The organism is Pyrococcus yayanosii CH1 (assembly GCF_000215995.1).
GTDB lineage: Archaea > Methanobacteriota_B > Thermococci > Thermococcales > Thermococcaceae > Pyrococcus > Pyrococcus yayanosii.
Genome location: NC_015680.1, coordinates 1,528,035 through 1,542,570, shown reverse-complemented (window position 1 = coordinate 1,542,570; position 14,536 = coordinate 1,528,035). Strand labels below are relative to the sequence as shown.

At 54.7% G+C, this 14,536-nt stretch carries 15 protein-coding genes; 7 read left to right on the top strand and 8 right to left on the bottom strand.

What is annotated here, in order from left to right:
- Positions 1 to 87 precede the first annotated feature (87 nt).
- Genes PYCH_RS08455 through PYCH_RS08445 form a run of 3 tightly spaced genes read left to right on the top strand, consistent with a single transcriptional unit; the run spans position 88 to position 3,100 of the window.
- Entirely contained in the window at positions 88 to 951 is an 864-nt protein-coding gene (locus tag PYCH_RS08455) for a DUF835 domain-containing protein (RefSeq protein ID WP_148236230.1), read from the top strand.
- Positions 948 to 2,033, top strand: a complete 1,086-nt coding sequence (locus tag PYCH_RS08450; protein WP_013906441.1) for a DmpA family aminopeptidase — start codon at positions 948 to 950, stop codon at positions 2,031 to 2,033. The genes PYCH_RS08455 and PYCH_RS08450 overlap by 4 nt, the downstream gene beginning before the upstream one ends.
- Positions 2,030 to 3,100, top strand: a complete 1,071-nt coding sequence (locus PYCH_RS08445; protein WP_013906440.1) for an SPOUT family RNA methylase — start codon at positions 2,030 to 2,032, stop codon at positions 3,098 to 3,100. The genes PYCH_RS08450 and PYCH_RS08445 overlap by 4 nt, the downstream gene beginning before the upstream one ends.
- Here PYCH_RS08445 and radA read toward each other — a convergent pair.
- Both radA and PYCH_RS08435 read right to left on the bottom strand, forming a co-directional pair.
- Positions 3,097 to 5,457: a DNA repair and recombination protein RadA gene (gene radA, locus PYCH_RS08440; RefSeq protein WP_048058297.1), complete on the bottom strand. Its 2,361-nt coding sequence runs from the start codon at positions 5,455 to 5,457 to the stop codon at positions 3,097 to 3,099. The two genes, PYCH_RS08445 and radA, sit on opposite strands and share 4 nt — an antisense overlap.
- Before the next feature lie 131 nt (positions 5,458 to 5,588).
- A complete protein-coding gene (locus PYCH_RS08435; protein ID WP_013906438.1) occupies positions 5,589 to 6,590 on the bottom strand; it encodes a potassium channel family protein in 1,002 nt (333 codons plus the stop codon).
- A gap of 200 nt (positions 6,591 to 6,790) precedes the next feature.
- Between PYCH_RS08435 and PYCH_RS08430 the strand changes: the two genes are divergently transcribed.
- On the top strand, positions 6,791 to 7,249 hold the full coding sequence (locus PYCH_RS08430) for a PPC domain-containing DNA-binding protein (protein WP_013906437.1): 459 nt from the start codon (positions 6,791 to 6,793) through the stop codon (positions 7,247 to 7,249).
- Here the strand turns inward: PYCH_RS08430 and PYCH_RS08425 are convergent.
- From PYCH_RS08425 to PYCH_RS08405, 5 genes are read right to left on the bottom strand one after another with little or no spacing between them, the layout of a single operon-like run.
- On the bottom strand, positions 7,203 to 8,162 hold the full coding sequence (locus tag PYCH_RS08425) for a 5-oxoprolinase subunit C family protein (RefSeq protein WP_013906436.1): 960 nt from the start codon (positions 8,160 to 8,162) through the stop codon (positions 7,203 to 7,205). The genes PYCH_RS08430 and PYCH_RS08425 overlap by 47 nt on opposite strands.
- Positions 8,155 to 8,805: a 5-oxoprolinase subunit PxpB gene (pxpB, locus tag PYCH_RS08420; protein ID WP_013906435.1), complete on the bottom strand. Its 651-nt coding sequence runs from the start codon at positions 8,803 to 8,805 to the stop codon at positions 8,155 to 8,157. The genes PYCH_RS08425 and pxpB overlap by 8 nt, the downstream gene beginning before the upstream one ends.
- A complete protein-coding gene (locus tag PYCH_RS08415; protein ID WP_013906434.1) occupies positions 8,802 to 9,566 on the bottom strand; it encodes a LamB/YcsF family protein in 765 nt (254 codons plus the stop codon). The genes pxpB and PYCH_RS08415 overlap by 4 nt, the downstream gene beginning before the upstream one ends.
- Positions 9,556 to 10,182 (bottom strand): HVO_0476 family zinc finger protein, encoded by a 627-nt coding sequence (locus PYCH_RS08410; RefSeq protein WP_013906433.1) that lies wholly within the window; start codon positions 10,180 to 10,182, stop codon positions 9,556 to 9,558. Before PYCH_RS08410 ends, PYCH_RS08415 begins: the two co-directional genes overlap by 11 nt.
- A gap of 59 nt (positions 10,183 to 10,241) precedes the next feature.
- On the bottom strand, positions 10,242 to 10,940 hold the full coding sequence (locus tag PYCH_RS08405; RefSeq protein WP_013906432.1) for a DUF92 domain-containing protein: 699 nt from the start codon (positions 10,938 to 10,940) through the stop codon (positions 10,242 to 10,244).
- Positions 10,941 to 11,270: 330 nt separating this feature from the next.
- On the opposite strand from PYCH_RS08405, the gene speD reads away from it, so the two are divergent.
- The 3 genes from speD (at position 11,271) to PYCH_RS08390 (ending at position 13,364) form a co-directional block, all read left to right on the top strand.
- Positions 11,271 to 11,693: an adenosylmethionine decarboxylase gene (gene speD / locus PYCH_RS08400; RefSeq protein ID WP_013906431.1), complete on the top strand. Its 423-nt coding sequence runs from the start codon at positions 11,271 to 11,273 to the stop codon at positions 11,691 to 11,693.
- Positions 11,694 to 11,852: 159 nt separating this feature from the next.
- Positions 11,853 to 12,596, top strand: coding sequence for a KaiC domain-containing protein (locus PYCH_RS08395; protein ID WP_013906430.1), 744 nt, complete (start codon positions 11,853 to 11,855; stop codon positions 12,594 to 12,596).
- Between the two features lie 12 nt (positions 12,597 to 12,608).
- Positions 12,609 to 13,364 carry a transcriptional regulator gene (locus tag PYCH_RS08390; RefSeq protein ID WP_013906429.1) on the top strand — a complete coding sequence of 252 codons (756 nt, stop codon included), beginning with the start codon at positions 12,609 to 12,611 and terminating at the stop codon, positions 13,362 to 13,364.
- Positions 13,365 to 13,403: 39 nt separating this feature from the next.
- Here the strand turns inward: PYCH_RS08390 and PYCH_RS08385 are convergent, their stop codons facing one another.
- Positions 13,404 to 14,531 (bottom strand): ABC transporter ATP-binding protein, encoded by a 1,128-nt coding sequence (locus PYCH_RS08385; protein WP_013906428.1) that lies wholly within the window; start codon positions 14,529 to 14,531, stop codon positions 13,404 to 13,406.
- Between the last annotated feature and the right edge of the window lie 5 nt (positions 14,532 to 14,536).

Genomic DNA, 14,536 nt, shown 5'->3' with positions numbered 1-14,536 from the left:
GGAACCACCACCAGAAGCGTTTCCCTCGGACTTATCAACGTTATCCAAAAAAGATATTTAACTGAAAGCGATTTAATCATAATCAGGATGCCGGCTATAGTATCCCTAGGATACTTCCTAAGAGACCTTATAATTATGACGATAGCCCTCCTCGTTGTGCTAACGATACTTAAACTTATGGGGAAGGCCAAGGAGATGCTCAGCTACAGGGCTTTCAAAGTCGGCATCCTCACGGCCCTCCTAAGCTTCCTTCTCATTATCACCGCTCAGGTTATAGGGATACTCATAAACACAACGATACTCTTCCACCGCTATGAAGACTGGCAGGTAATCCGCTCAATCCTCCTAACGGTCGCCGCCATACTCCTTTTCGTAACGGTCCTCCTTTTCTACCTACCCTTCGGCAGGGGCGAATACATGGTCGTGAGGATAGCCACAGAGCCAAGTCTCGAGAAGTCATGGGGGGCCTACTGGGGCGAAAGGGAGAAGTGCTACGGCGTATTCAAACGCCTCCTTGAACTCCGGCTCCCCGGTATCGCTGTGAGCAGAGACCCACCCGAGGTCTTCAGGAGAAAGCTCGGCCTCAAGATAACGCCCGTGATTTGGATATCAAAAGTGGAACACGAAGAGGCCGTAAGTCCCACAAGGCTGGAGTACCTAATAGAGTACCTGAAGAACTTCCTTACAAAGGCCGAGCTCGATAAGGTTGTCTTAATTGACTGCATCGACTACCTCATACTGGAGAACGGGGAAAGGGCGGTGTTCAAGTTCCTGACAACTCTCAAGGACCTCGCAGCTCTGAACAGAGGGATAGTCCTCGTGACGATAGATAAGGACACCCTCAGCGAGAGGGCATTCTCCTTCCTAACCAACGAGCTAAGACCCATATCGGAGCTAAAGGTGGAGGAGCCGGAAGCCTTTTATTCCGAGGGCTCGAAGGGGGAAGCATGAAGGCCCCGGACCTTGGCATAAGGATAGGGAGGCTGGAGCCGGGAAAGAGAAACAGCATAAGCGACGTGAAGGGCGTTAAGGTGGGCCATGTAACGCTGATTAAGGGTGAGGGCAAGCTCGTGCCGGGAAAGGGACCTGTGAGAACTGGGGTCACAGCTATTCTCCCCCATGAGGGCAACATTTACAAGGAAAAGCTTCTCGCGGGAGCCTTCGTCATGAACGGCTACTCCAAGCCCGTCGGTCTCGTTCAGGTTTGGGAGCTCGGCACGATAGAGACACCGATAATCCTCACGAACACGCTGAGCATCGGAACGGCCGTTGAAGGCCTCTTAGACTACGTTCTTGAGGAAAACGAGGACATAGGTGTTACAACGGGCTCCGTAAACCCCATAGTTCTCGAGTGCAACGACTCATACCTGAACGACATAAGGGGAAGGCACGTGAGGAGGGAGCACGTTGTCGAGGCCATAAGGAATGCCTCAGAGGACTTCGAGGAGGGGGCCGTTGGAGCCGGGACAGGGATGAGCGCCTTCGAGTTCAAAGGCGGCATAGGGTCGGCCTCGAGGATTGTAGAGGTCGAGGGAAGGAAATACACGGTGGGAGCCCTCGTTCTGACGAACTTTGGAAAGAGGGAGGATCTCACGATAGCGGGCGTTCCCGTCGGCCTCGAGCTCAGGGGGTATCCGGGCAGAGGCGAGAGCGGAAAGGGAAGCATCATTATGGTTGTCGCAACGGACGCCCCCCTAACGGCAAGGCAGCTGAACAGGCTCGCGAAGAGGGCCGCGGTGGGGCTCGCAAGGACGGGCGGTTACGCCTACAATGGTAGCGGCGACATAGCCTTAGCATTTTCCACAACCAACAAGATAAAGCACTACGAGAAGGAGCCCATCGAGATTAAGGCAATTCCCGACTCGGTTATCTCGCCCCTCTTTAAGGCCGCCGCTGAGGCCGTCGAAGAGGCCATCATAAACTCCCTCCTCCAAGCGAGAACGATGACAGGAAGGGACAACAGAATCAGATACGCCCTCCCCAAGGACGAACTCGTGAGGATTATGAAAAAGTACGGGAGGCTGGAGCCATGAAGTTCATAGTAAAGACTCAGATGGATATGGAGGCCGTCGCGGGGAACTACATCAAAGATGCCCTGCCCGAAGCCAAAGTCCAGATAGCTCCTGAAGGCTATCCCGGTCTCATAATAGTCGAAAGCGACGACGAGAAGGCATTGGAGAAGCTGCTGGAGATTCCCGAGGTCGAGAGGGTCATACCCGTGCTCATAGAGGTTCCAGCCGACCTGGAGGCAATAAAGGAGGCAGCCGAGGAGATAGTTAAGCACATAAAAGAAGGGGAGAGTTTTGCCGTCAGGACGAAAAGGAGGGGGAAGAAGGACTTCTCAAGCGTTGACGTGAACGTCGTCCTCGGGGCGAGGATAAAGGACCTGACGGGGGCGGAGGTGAACCTAAGCTGGCCCGACAAGGTCGTCCAGGTCGAGATAATAGGGGACAAAGCTTACATATCCGTGATTCCCGGGGAGGAGTACCTGAAGTACAGGAAGTACACGCCGGATAAGCCCGACTGCAGGAAGCTCTTCAAGAAAGTCAGCATCGTCCAAATGCCCTACTGGGGGGACTACAAAACCGCTAGAGCCTTCGGTGAGAAGATAGGGAGGGCCGCCCAGGCCTTCGAGGTTAAGGAACTGATAATTGCCCCTAAGGAGAAGATGAACGCCTACGAGCTCATGGCATTCATTAGGGGAGTCAAGGAAGGACAGGAGAGCCGCTATCAAATACAGAGGGAGGCCTATCCGTGGGAGGTCGAAAAGGTCCCCATCTACGTCTGGGATCTTTACCAAGTCATAAGAGACAAGAGGAGAAACAGAAGGCTCATAATAATCACGGACCCAAAGGGGCCAACGCTGAACGAGGTCAAAGAGAAGCTGGCAAGGGACATGTACTACGTCAAGGAGATTGTGGTTCTCATCGGCTCGAGGGAAGGCATACCCCGGGGCCTCTTCCGCTTCGCCGACTACGTTGTTGACCTTGCCCCCTACATGACGTTTGCGACGGAGCACGGCATTCCAGCAACCCTAATAGCCCTCTGGACGATATACGAAGAAGAGCTGAGGAAGAGAGGGGAGATAGGGGAGGACTAATCCTCGATTCCCTTCTCCGTTATCCTGAAGACCGCCTCACCCTCCGGAAGGTGGGGGGCATCGATTAGCCTTGCAACCCTCTTTCCTCCCTTGCCCTTCCTCAGGTAAACCCTGAGCGTCGCCGAGTGGGCAAGTATGTGGCCACCTATAGGCCGCGTCGGATCGCCGAAGAAGGCGTCAGGCCTCGCCTGCACCTGATTTGTAACGAAGACCGCTATCTCGTAGAGGTTCGCCAGCCTGTGAAGGTCGGCGAGGTGCTTGGCCAGCTTCTGCTGTCTCTCGGCAAGGGCCCCCCTGCCCACATACTCGGAGCGGAAATGGCTCGTTAGCGAGTCTACGATTAGTAGCTTTACAGGCTTGTCCGTGTGGAGGAGCTCCTTTATTTTATCTTCAGCCTGCTGGACGAGGAGCATCTGATGGTTACTGTTGAAGGCCCTGGCCACGTATATATGCTTGAGAACATCATCGGGGTCGAGGCCGCGGCTCTTAGCAATCTCCCTTATCCTCTCGGGCCTGAAGGTGTTCTCGGTGTCTATCCAGATAACGGAGCCGTTGAGGCCGCCCTCCTCAGGCGGTAGCTGGACCATAACGGCCAGGGTGTGAGCGAGCTGGGTGTTGTGGAGGACAAGACCGTTAGGGGCTATGAAGTTATGGGTTTCAGGTACGACAAGGTCGTAAACCCAGTCGTTGTAGTCAACGAGCTCAACCGAGAGAACCTCGTGGAACTCAAGCTTTCTTGCGAGGTTTATCATCTCAATGGCCTTCTTGGCGACTTCTCTGCGGTGTTTTATTTCCTCGGGCGAGGCTTTCTCGGCTCGATCGAGAAGCTGGAGGGCCTCCTTGAAGTAGTCCTCAATGCGAGCCAGAGTTTTTTCGGTGAACCAAACATCTTCCCGCCATGGTAACTCATCGTCTCCCTTTAGGAGGCGGAGCTCGGAATAGAGTCTCGATAAATATTTGGCCAAAGCTGGAGGATACCTACCAACTCTCTCGCCATGAAGCCTTACTGCTTTGAGCTTGGCCCTCTTAAGGATTTCTGAAAGCCTCTCTCTGTCCTCGCCAGTGATAAAGATGCGGTAGTAAACAGCACCGTCCAAAAGCTTCTCAGATAGCGTTGGGGAAATACCGAGGCGCTTGAAGAGGAAGATTAGCCCATCAGCCAGCTCGCGGCTCTTCGTAACCATTTCGAGTGTAGACTCAGTAACATGTCCATCCCCGTCAATATAGCCGGCTATGAAGGCGGCAATTGATTCGGGGTCGGCGTTAAGCACTTCCCCCGGAATAACCTTGGTCTCCGGGTTGGACACCAAAAGCTTTCCAAGCCATTCAGCGGTTTTCTTACGGAGTAGAACCCTGTAGAGACCGCGACGTTTCTCAACTTTTGGCTTGTAGCCGTCATGGCTCTCAATGAACTTGACCACGCTCTTAACGAGCTCCTCTGAAGGGATAGTAATGGATAACGGGTTAGAGGTGCCCCCGGCAACGAAGAGACCAAGGAAGTAGGCCTTCGAAGCGTCCATCTCAATAGAGTTCGCAGGAATTTGTCTCATGCCAACGACGATATCACCCGGCCTAAGCTCTCCAGCAGGAACCCACTGGAGGCCATCGCGGAAGACGAGAACAGGGTGCCGCTTGGTTATCTTTAGCACCCTACCTTTAGAGAGACGAACCTCAAGAATCTTCCTAACTCTCTCCCGGTAAAGGTAAGAGGCCTTGGTGCGCCTGACTTCACCCGTCCTTACGTCAAAGGTATAGACGCTGACCGTGTCAAGGGGGACAGCAAAGCCGGTGTCAAAAGGCATCTCGCCGTTTATTGATGCATATTTCTGATACATCTCCTCGATTGACTCAAAGTGAACCAGTGTATCGTTCTCGTAGTAGATCTTTGTGTCTTTGGCGAAGCACTTGCCGCTTCCGAACTCTCCAAAGACCTCCGTTATGGCCTGTGTCTCTATCCCGCCACCAAGGAGCTTGTCGAGGCTCTTGCTTCCCGTGGATATTCTCCCTATGCTCTGCCTCTTCCTCAGGTACTCGTCGGCTCTCATGAAGGTCCCGATGTTGGCGGCCTTCCTCGCGGCTTGGATTATCCTGAGGGCAGCACCCTCGCTTATCCCAGCCACCTCCTTGAGCTCTATGGGAGATGCAACCGCTATAGCTTCAAGGGTGTCGTAGCCAGCCTCCCTGAGCTTCTCGGCAGTGGCAGGGCCAACGCCGGGCAGGTCCTCTATGGTCCTTATCTCCCTCCCCTTCTTTTTCTTCTTAGGCTCCTCCTCTTCTTCCATCACATCCAGCTCCATCTCCTCGAACTCCTCCAGCTCCTTCACCTCATCCTCGACTTTCTTTCTCGCCACAAGCATCACCCATTAGCATGATTTTTCGGGGATGGTTGCCGGCCCCGGGTTATATACTTTTCCCTTTCCCAGAAATCTGCCAAAAAAAGCTGGAATTTCGAAAACAAAGCTTAGTAAGTCCAATTCTCGGCAGAGGTCTAATCCCCAGAAGGCCTTATGCACACGATCTTGGCACCTTCCGGAATCCTCTCGTCGAGGGATGGAGCAAGTCTCAGGGAACCTTTAGCGTAGCCAACGGGGAGGCACTTACCGGACAGCCTTCTCAAAACCTCCCCAAACTCAAGACCCCAGAACTCTTTTTCCTCGATTATCACGAGGTCATAGCCCCTACTTGACCTCATGAGATCCTCCAAGACGTCGACGACCTCTGGCTCGAAGATGGAGCTGGCAAGCAGACGGCCCGCTATTCCCCTGCTGAGGATTACCCTATCGGCCCCCGCATTTTTCAGTAGCTCGAGGCTCTCCTCCTTGAGGGCCTCCACGTAAACTTTCGCCCCCGACATACCCTTGACCATAAGCGTAACGAAGACGGCCTTGCTATCATCTTCCAAGGTCAGGACAACGTGTCCCGCATCCTCTACCCTCGCCCTTCTCAGGGTCTCCCTGTTCGTGGGATCTCCGATTATCACATCCACTTCCTCGGGGAGCTCCAGCTTTCTCCTCTCTTCCTCGTCTGGCAGTATTACTACAAGAGGCCTCCTCTTGACTTCACCACGTTCCATCGCCGGGAGCAACTCCTCAACGAAGGCCTTCACGCTGGCCCCCTGCCCTATGACGACGTAATGATCCCTAAACTTCACCGAGTGCATTCCCATCATCCTCCTAAGCGACGAGGTGAGGAAGTATTCCGCTATAAGGGATACGAGAGCCGTGAAGCTGGATATGCCCGCTATCGCCGCTACCATCGCCACTATCCTTCCGGCCTCCGTGCCCGGCGTGATGTCACCGTAGCCTATTGTAGACATCGTTATAACGGCCCAGTAGAGAGCCGTGAAGAAGTCGAGGCCTTCAAAGACCATGAAGAGCAGAGAAAAGGTTACGGCGAGCCCAACAACGGCCACACCTAACCATAGGAGACGGCTCCGCTTGAGCCTTATGCCCAGCTTCATGAGCCTCCGGAGGAGGGGGACGGGCAACATCGAAGGAGGTAAAGGGGGAGGATATTAAAAGATTTGGGCATTATGAAGTTCATGAAGGCAAGGGTCAGGTAGCCAAGGGTGTTATGTCCACCAACGGGAAATAATGAGCACTATACTGATGGGGGGCTATATGCCCCCCTACAAACAGGATGGCAGCAAAGAGATTAAATATCAACTGCCAACCTATCAAGGTGGTGCCGATGGAGTTCAACTCAGGCAGGGTCTTCCTGTTCAGGGTTCCGGAGGGAGAGGAGCTCGTAACATTCATAACTAAGTTCGCCGAGGAGAAGGGAATAAAGGCAGCCGTTGTAAGTGCCATTGGTAGCCTTAAAAGTCCGAGAATTGGCTACTTCGACGAGGAGAGGGGCGAGTATAAGATTATTAAGCTCGAAGGCACCTACGAGCTGGTCTCCCTGATGGGAAACATAAGCCTGAAAGAGGGCGGACCCTTCGCCCACCTCCACGCCGCGCTGGGGGATTCCGAGGGGAGGCTCTACGGAGGCCACCTCTTCGAGGGCGAGGTCTTTGTGGCGGAGGTCTTCGTCCAGGAGCTCATCGGCGAGCCCCTTGAAAGGAAGCCCCGGAAAAACGGCCTCTCCTTGTGGGACGCCATCACTCGACGAACGCCAGGAAATCTCTCCCTCCAACCCTCACCTTGAAGGCCCTCATCTTACCTTCAAGGAACATGCTGAGGGCTTTCAACCACCTCTCCTTCCTCAGGAACGCCTCCCTGGCCTCTCTTACGTCCACGGCCTCGAACCTTACGGTTTCTCCGGGCCTCCTCTGGGCAACCTTATACAAATCTGCCCTTATGACAACGGCTATTCGAGAGTACCCACCCGTAGTCTGGGAATCGGCTAGCATTACTATTGGCTGACCGCCCGGAGGGACCTGAACTGTTCCGGGCGTCAGGGGAGAAGTTACTATTCCCCTGCCATGGAGTTCGGGGCCTTCAAGCCGAATCCCCATCCTGTCGCTCTCGGACGTCACCCTGTATTCAGCCCCAAGAAACTTCTCGATGTCTTCTTCTCCGAATTCTTCTGGCCCTAAAACGACCCTAACGGGTCCGTCAAACCTCGGCCTTAGCTCCTCGGGCAGGTGGCGACCGGCCCTTCCCATGAGAAGCACGGACTCAAAGGGGAGGACGTCCCCTGCCCTGAGGGGCCTTCCGAGGCCAGCCCTCGCGTAGGTGGAGCAGCTCCCGAGAAGCTTGGCGCAGCTTATCCCACCGGCGAAGGCGATGTAGCCGTAAACACCCCTCTTGAGGACGCCAACCTCAAGGATATCCGCTGGCTTGGCCCAGTAACTTGTGTAGGGCTCGATAGGAACGCCATTCAGCCGCACGTCCACATCCCCAACGACGGCGAACACCGAGGAACGAAGGAACCTGATGGTGGGTCCCGCGAGGATGAATTCCAGGAGGGGAGCATCCCCCGGATTTCCTACGAGGAAGTTGGCCAGCCTTGCCGAGACATCGTCCGCGAAACCCCCTACCGGAACGCCGAACCTCCTCATCCTCCTCCCGTTATCCTGAACCGTTAAGATGGAGGGAACCTTAAGGATCTCAATCATGGGGCCACTCCTCCACTGGAATGAACTTTACCCTATCGCCAGAACGCAGGAGAACGGGCGGCTCCCTAGAGGGATCGAAGAGCTTCAGAGGCGTCCTCCCGATTATCCTCCACCCGCCCGGACTCTCCACAGGATATATGCCCGTCTGCCTACCCGCTATTCCCACGCTACCCGCCGGAACCCTGAGCCTCGGCCTCTCGAGTCTCGGAGCCGCTATCCTCTCATCGACCTCGCTGAGATAGGGAAAGCCCGGAAGGAACCCTATGAAGTAGACCTTATAGATTCGGGAGCTGTGGATTTCGACGACTTCTTCCTCGCTTAGGCCGTTGTGTTCGGCCACGAAGCCAAGATCTGGACCGAATTCGCCCCCATACTTCACAGGTACTTCAACGAGCCTGCCCCCGGCATCCTCGGGCTCAAAAGGAATTCCCTCTATAATCCGCCTAACATCGTCGTAGCCGATGAGGGATGGGTCGTAGAAGACGGCAAGGCTAGAGTATGCCGGCACGACCTCGGCGAGCCATTCAAAGCCAGCTCCTTCGATTGCCCGAGCGAGGCCCCTTACCAGGGCGTTGAGGTCCTCCCTTATCTCCTCACCGAAGACAACGAGAACGGCAGAGTCTCCAAGGGGCCTGATAATCATAGGAATTCACCCATGGGGACTACCCTGACACCCTCCTCTTCAAGGGCCCTCCTCACGGCCCTTGCGATTTCAACGGCGTGCGGATTATCCCCGTGGAGGCATATCGTATCGACCCTCAGGTCTATCCACTCGCCGTTTATCGCCCTAACGCCGCCGTCCTTGACCATCGAAACGGCCCTCTGCACGACCTCGGTAGGATCCTCGATGACTGCCCCGGGTTTCCCCCTCGGCACGAGGGTTCCGTCGGGATTGTAGGCCCTGTCGGCGAAGGCTTCATGGGCAACCCTAACACCCATCTCCTCCGCGAGCTCTGCCGGCGGGGAGTTGGCGAGGGTCACGAAGATTAGCTTCCGGTCGAAATCCGCTATTCCCTCAATGACAGCCCTGGCGAGTTCCTCCTCTCTCACGAGGGCGTTGTAGAGGGCTCCGTGGGGCTTCACATGCTGGAGCTCCAGCCCTTCAGCCCTCACGAATGCATAAAGCGCCCCCACCTGGTAGAGTATGTAGTTCCTTGCCTCCTCGGGGGTGAGCCTCATGTACCTCCGTCCAAAGCCCATTAGGTCGGGATAGCCGGGGTGAACGCCAACGGCGACGCCCTTCTCCTTAGCAAGCCTCACGGTCCTCCTCATAACCAAGGGGTCCCCCGCGTGCCATCCAGCGGCGACGTTGGCGCTCGTGATGTAGTTCATGACCTCCTCGTCAAGGCCCAGCCTGTAGCGACCAAAACTCTCGCCGAGGTCGGCATTCAGATCAACCCTCATTCCCCCTCCCCCCAACGCTTTCGTACCCCTCGTAAATCTTCAGCTTCCTACGGGCCCTTCCCCTAATTGCATGGCCCATGAGCCTGACTATTTTATCAGCCTTGGCTTTGCCACTCCTCATGAGCTTCCTCTCGGTCTTTATCATCTCGACCCTGAATGTATATCCCCCCACCTCGATGACCTCCCCGATTACGAATTCCTCGTCCCTGTCGGCCATGACCTTGAAGGATTGGGTTATACCCCCCGGTAGGTATATGGAGACTCCGAAGACCTTCGGATAGCGAAGGCTCTCGCCCCAGAGGGCTCCGATTTCACTTGCCTTGGCCTTCCTGACCCGCTTACCCTCAGGAAGCTCTATTCCCGTTATCCTGACCTCATCATCTTTGAGCTCGACCACGTCGCCAACCTTCACGACTTCGTCCTCGGGAAGCTCCGCATACTTCCTGAAGCTCCTTTCGTGCTTGCTGACGATAACCGGAACCTTTAGAAGCTTTGGCAGTGTCATTACCCACACGTGGCCGCACTCGTTGCACCTGAGCGTTACCTCCCTACCCCTCTCCCTGAGGACTTCGACGTCCTCGCCACCACACTCTGGACATGTGAAATAGTCACCCATTCATATCACCCCGGTCAGCCCCTAAGGTCCTCCTCACCGCTCGGCAATCCGCCTTTTCATCACGCCAGGAGGAGGAATGTAGCCATTCCAACAAGGCCGCCTGCAAGTGTTGCGAGGAAGTTCGTCCCGTTATTCCCTATATAACCCTTTTTCTCAAGGGCCGCCCCGATGAGACTGTCAACGTTCGCACCGGCAAACCCACCAAGGGTCACGGCTACCAGCATGCTGGCGTCATGGGACGTCAGGGGAAGGGCGAACAGACCTATGGAGAGTGCCCCCAGGAGAGCCGCGAGCTCTCCCTCGGGCGAGATGGCCCCCTCCTCCCCCGGCCTCGCGGGCCTAAGGTTCGTTATCAGCCTCGGCTTCCTCCCGAACACCTTACCTATCTCGCTCGCGAGGGTATCGGCGTTTGCCGTGGCTATGGCGGAGAACACGGCAGCCCACCCATAGTCGGCGCTAGTGGCGTGCTCAAGGAGCAGGAAGAGAACAGGACCAAGGCCGTTGCCAAGGACGTTGCCCATTCCCCTCCCCTGAACCTCATCGAGCAGGCCGCGAGCCATTTTCTCGCGAGCCCGAAAGCGAGTGGCCGCAGTTCCCATTACTAGGAAGGCAAGCATGGCTCCGAAGACTAAGAAACCGCCAAGTGTCAAAACTGCATAGCCGAGAAGGACGGCCGTAAGGGAACCCCAGAGGTTTAGGGCCCCCATTCTGTAGCTGATGTAGCCAAGGGCTGCGAGCAGCGGTATCGTGTACTCCATGTCCGCCACCTAAAGCCTGAGGATTACTACTGGCCCATTTCAGGACTTTGAGGTTTTTAGGATTTACTCTACTCCTCGCGTCGGGATGACGAATTGCGGACGGGTCTAGACTGTTTAATAAACATTTTTTAGCTTTAAATTCAAGTAGACCGGGGCTCAACGCAACTTTCCCAAAAAAGTCATTAAATGCCAGTTTAAATCGAAAACGACCAGGCGATTTCGCTATAAATCCACGAAATCCCGCTGATTTCTTTCCATTGAACCAAAAAACTTTAAAAGCATCTCCAAACCATCCCAGAAATGTAATAGAACCTAGTGGGGGTGAGAGGAATGGACACGATAGGGCATCACTATGTCGTCGAGGCTGCGGGTTGCGATCCTGAGATCATCGGTAACGCTGACAAGATAAGGGAGATATTCCTCGAGGCCGCGAAGATAAGCAACATGGAAGTCAAAGCTAGCTACTTCTTCAAGTTCTCACCGACAGGCGTGAGCGGGGTCGTCATAGTTGCCGAGAGCCATATATCCGTGCACACCTGGCCCGAGAAGGGATACGCCGCCCTTGATGTATACACCTGCGGTGAGAAGGCCGATCCAGAGAAGGCCGTTGACTATATCCTCGAGAAGTTCAAAGCCCAGTACGCCCACGTCTCCGAGCTCAAGAGGGGCATAGAGGAGGATGACAGCACCTTCACGCACACCATCCTTACCTGGGAGGAGAAGCTCGATAGGAGGAACGGCAAGAAGGCCTGACTTCCCTTTTCTTAATTTTCGGCTCTTCTGTGAGTGACGCTTCTCCACACTGGTAAATTTTATAAACTCCAGAAAACTATAATTCCAATAGGTGACTAAAAACCCGCTTAGGTTCTACCCAGCTTAAATCAGTTCTCGATAACTTAGGGGGTGATGGAAGTGATTAGGAGAGTCAAGACTGGAATCCCGGGAATGGATGAGATACTGCATGGAGGAATACCCGAGAGGAACGTCGTCCTGCTAAGTGGGGGACCCGGGACGGGTAAGACAATATTCAGCCAGCAGTTCCTTTGGAACGGACTCCAGATGGGAGAACCAGGTATTTACGTTGCCCTTGAAGAGCACCCTGTCCAGGTCAGGCAAAACATGGCCCAGTTCGGTTGGGACGTTAGGAAATACGAAGATGAAGGCATGTTCGCCATGGTAGACGCCTTCACTGCTGGAATCGGCAAGAGCAAGGAGTATGAGAAGTACATAGTCCACGACCTCACGGATCTCAGGGAATTCATCGAGGTCCTCAAAACCGCGATAAGGGATATCAACGCGAAGCGCGTTGTTATAGATTCCGTCACAACCCTCTACATCAATAAGCCCGCCATGGCAAGAAGCATAATACTCCAGCTCAAGCGTGTCCTCGCGGGAACGGGGTGCACTAGCATATTCGTCAGCCAGATAAGCGTTGGAGAGAGGGGATTCGGTGGGCCCGGTGTTGAGCACGGAGTTGACGGAATAATAAGGCTCGACCTTGACGAGATAGACGGCGAACTGAAGCGCTCGCTAATGGTCTGGAAGATGCGTGGAACGAGCCACAGCATGAGGAGGCACCCCTTCGACATAACCGACAAAGGAATAGTCGTTTATCCGGACAAAGTTCTGAAGAGGAGAACAATTGTGGAAGTTTAAGGGGGTGAGAGCATGGAAGTTCCACTAAACCCGATAACGAGGAGCGAGATACACCAGCTCGAGAGCCTCCTGCTGTTCGCGACGCTCTTCAGGCCGGAGGTCATAGAACTCATCAAGGATCCCGCCGAGAGGCTCACCTGGGTCGACAGCCTCGCGGTAGCTGCGGGGGCGATAGCTAGGGAGAAGGCTGGAATGACGGTCAGCGAGATAGCTAGAGAGCTCGGCAGAACGGAACAGACGATAAGAAAGCACCTCAAGGGGGAAAGCAAGGCCGGCCAACTCGTCAGGGAGACATATGAGCTCATAAAGCAGGGCAAGCTCAACGAGCTGATAAAGACTATCGAGATGATAGAGAAGGGCGGCCTGAAGGAAGTCGTCGCGAAGGAGGAGTACGAGAAGCTGGTGCAGGAGTACGAAAAGCTCAGGACTGAATACGAAAGGATCAAAGAGGAGCTCGAGAGAATGAGGCAGACCATCGAGCTCGAGAGCCTCGAGAAGGCAAGAGAAGAGATAGAGAGGCTCAAGAAGGAGCTTGAGGAGGCAAAGGTAGAGCTTGAAAAGACCAAGAAGGACAAGAAGGAACTCGAAAAGGAGCTAGCAGAACTTAAGACCAGGCTCATGGAAGCCGAAGCATGGGAGGAGAGAGCCAAGGAACTAGAGGAGGAAGCTAAGAGGCTCAGGGAAGAGAAGGAAGCTCTCGAAAAGAAGCTCGAAGAGATCAAAGAAACCATCCGGAAGGTTAAGGAAGAGCTGGAGAACCTTCTCTGATTCCTACCGTTATAATTTTCAAGTGAAGGAGAAAAAGCCTCAGAAGACGGCCTTCCCGCTTCCCTTCTCGAAGACGTGCGCCTTCTTCATGTCGAATACAACGTCAATTTCCTGGCCCTCAACTACCCTAGACTCCGCAGGGAACTTTGCCGTAAAGTTAATATCACCAGCGCTTAAGTGCACGATCTTTTCACCACCGAGGTTCTCGACGATTTCAACGAACGCCCTGGCCATGTTCTCCCCCGGAATCTTGACTTGGGCGAATAGAGCATCGTAGATATCCTCCGGCCTTATTCCGAAAATGACCTCCTTGCCGACCAGGTTCTTCTCTCTAAGGACTTCAGCCTGGTCATCGAGGAACTTGAGTCTGAACTCACCGAAGTCTGCCCATACTCCATTCTCGTCCTCCACCACCGATGAGTCCATGAAGTTCGTTGGCGGTGAGCCGATGAATCCTGCCACGAAGGTGTTGGCAGGTCTCTCATAAACATCCTCCGGGGTTCCAATCTGCTGAAGCTCACCGGCGTTCATCACTGCAATTCTGTCGCCCATAGTCATGGCCTCAACTTGGTCGTGGGTAACGTAGATTGTCGTTACCCCCAGCTGCCTCTGAAGCTTTTTTAGCTCGGCGCGCATCTTCACCCTCAGCTTGGCATCGAGGTTGCTCAGCGGCTCATCCATGAGAAAGACCTTGGGTCTCCTAACGATGGCCCTCCCGAGGGCGACGCGCTGCCTCTGTCCGCCCGAGAGTTCTCTGGGCTTCCTGTGGAGGAACTCGGTGAGGCCAAGCATCTCGGCAACTTCCCTGACGCGCTTATCGATCTCCTGCTTGGGGACCTTCCTGAGTTTAAGGGGAAAGGCTATGTTATCGTAAACGGTCATGTGAGGGTATAGAGCGTAGCTCTGGAAGACCATGGCCACGTCCCTCTCCTTCGGAGGAACGAAGATGCCCTTCCCGGGATCAGCGACTAGCTTATCATCGATGTATATCTGCCCCTTCGTGGGCTCCTCCAGGCCTGCTATCATTCTCAGGGTCGTGGTTTTACCGCAACCGCTTGGCCCGAGCAGAACAAGGAACTCCCCATCCTTAACCTCCAACGTGAGGTCCTTGACCGCCGTGAAATCCCCAAACTGCTTCCAAACCCTGACAAGCCTTACCTCGGCCATCCACA

What these genes read in the sequence shown, in the direction of transcription:
- PYCH_RS08410 (WP_013906433.1), bottom strand. Translation starts at nt 10,182, where the DNA reads ATGGGTGACTATTTCACATGTCCAGAGTGTGGTGGCGAGGACGTCGAA.
- PYCH_RS08430 (WP_013906437.1), top strand. Translation starts at nt 6,791, where the DNA reads ATGGAGTTCAACTCAGGCAGGGTCTTCCTGTTCAGGGTTCCGGAGGGA.
- radA (WP_048058297.1), bottom strand. Translation starts at nt 5,457, where the DNA reads ATGCTTGTGGCGAGAAAGAAAGTCGAGGATGAGGTGAAGGAGCTGGAG.
- PYCH_RS08405 (WP_013906432.1), bottom strand. Translation starts at nt 10,940, where the DNA reads ATGGAGTACACGATACCGCTGCTCGCAGCCCTTGGCTACATCAGCTAC.
- PYCH_RS08455 (WP_148236230.1), top strand. Translation starts at nt 88, where the DNA reads ATGCCGGCTATAGTATCCCTAGGATACTTCCTAAGAGACCTTATAATT.
- PYCH_RS08425 (WP_013906436.1), bottom strand. Translation starts at nt 8,162, where the DNA reads ATGATTGAGATCCTTAAGGTTCCCTCCATCTTAACGGTTCAGGATAAC.
- pxpB (WP_013906435.1), bottom strand. Translation starts at nt 8,805, where the DNA reads ATGATTATCAGGCCCCTTGGAGACTCTGCCGTTCTCGTTGTCTTCGGT.
- PYCH_RS08450 (WP_013906441.1), top strand. Translation starts at nt 948, where the DNA reads ATGAAGGCCCCGGACCTTGGCATAAGGATAGGGAGGCTGGAGCCGGGA.
- speD (WP_013906431.1), top strand. Translation starts at nt 11,271, where the DNA reads ATGGACACGATAGGGCATCACTATGTCGTCGAGGCTGCGGGTTGCGAT.
- PYCH_RS08415 (WP_013906434.1), bottom strand. Translation starts at nt 9,566, where the DNA reads ATGAGGGTTGATCTGAATGCCGACCTCGGCGAGAGTTTTGGTCGCTAC.
- PYCH_RS08445 (WP_013906440.1), top strand. Translation starts at nt 2,030, where the DNA reads ATGAAGTTCATAGTAAAGACTCAGATGGATATGGAGGCCGTCGCGGGG.
- PYCH_RS08390 (WP_013906429.1), top strand. Translation starts at nt 12,609, where the DNA reads ATGGAAGTTCCACTAAACCCGATAACGAGGAGCGAGATACACCAGCTC.
- PYCH_RS08435 (WP_013906438.1), bottom strand. Translation starts at nt 6,590, where the DNA reads ATGTTGCCCGTCCCCCTCCTCCGGAGGCTCATGAAGCTGGGCATAAGG.
- PYCH_RS08385 (WP_013906428.1), bottom strand. Translation starts at nt 14,531, where the DNA reads ATGGCCGAGGTAAGGCTTGTCAGGGTTTGGAAGCAGTTTGGGGATTTC.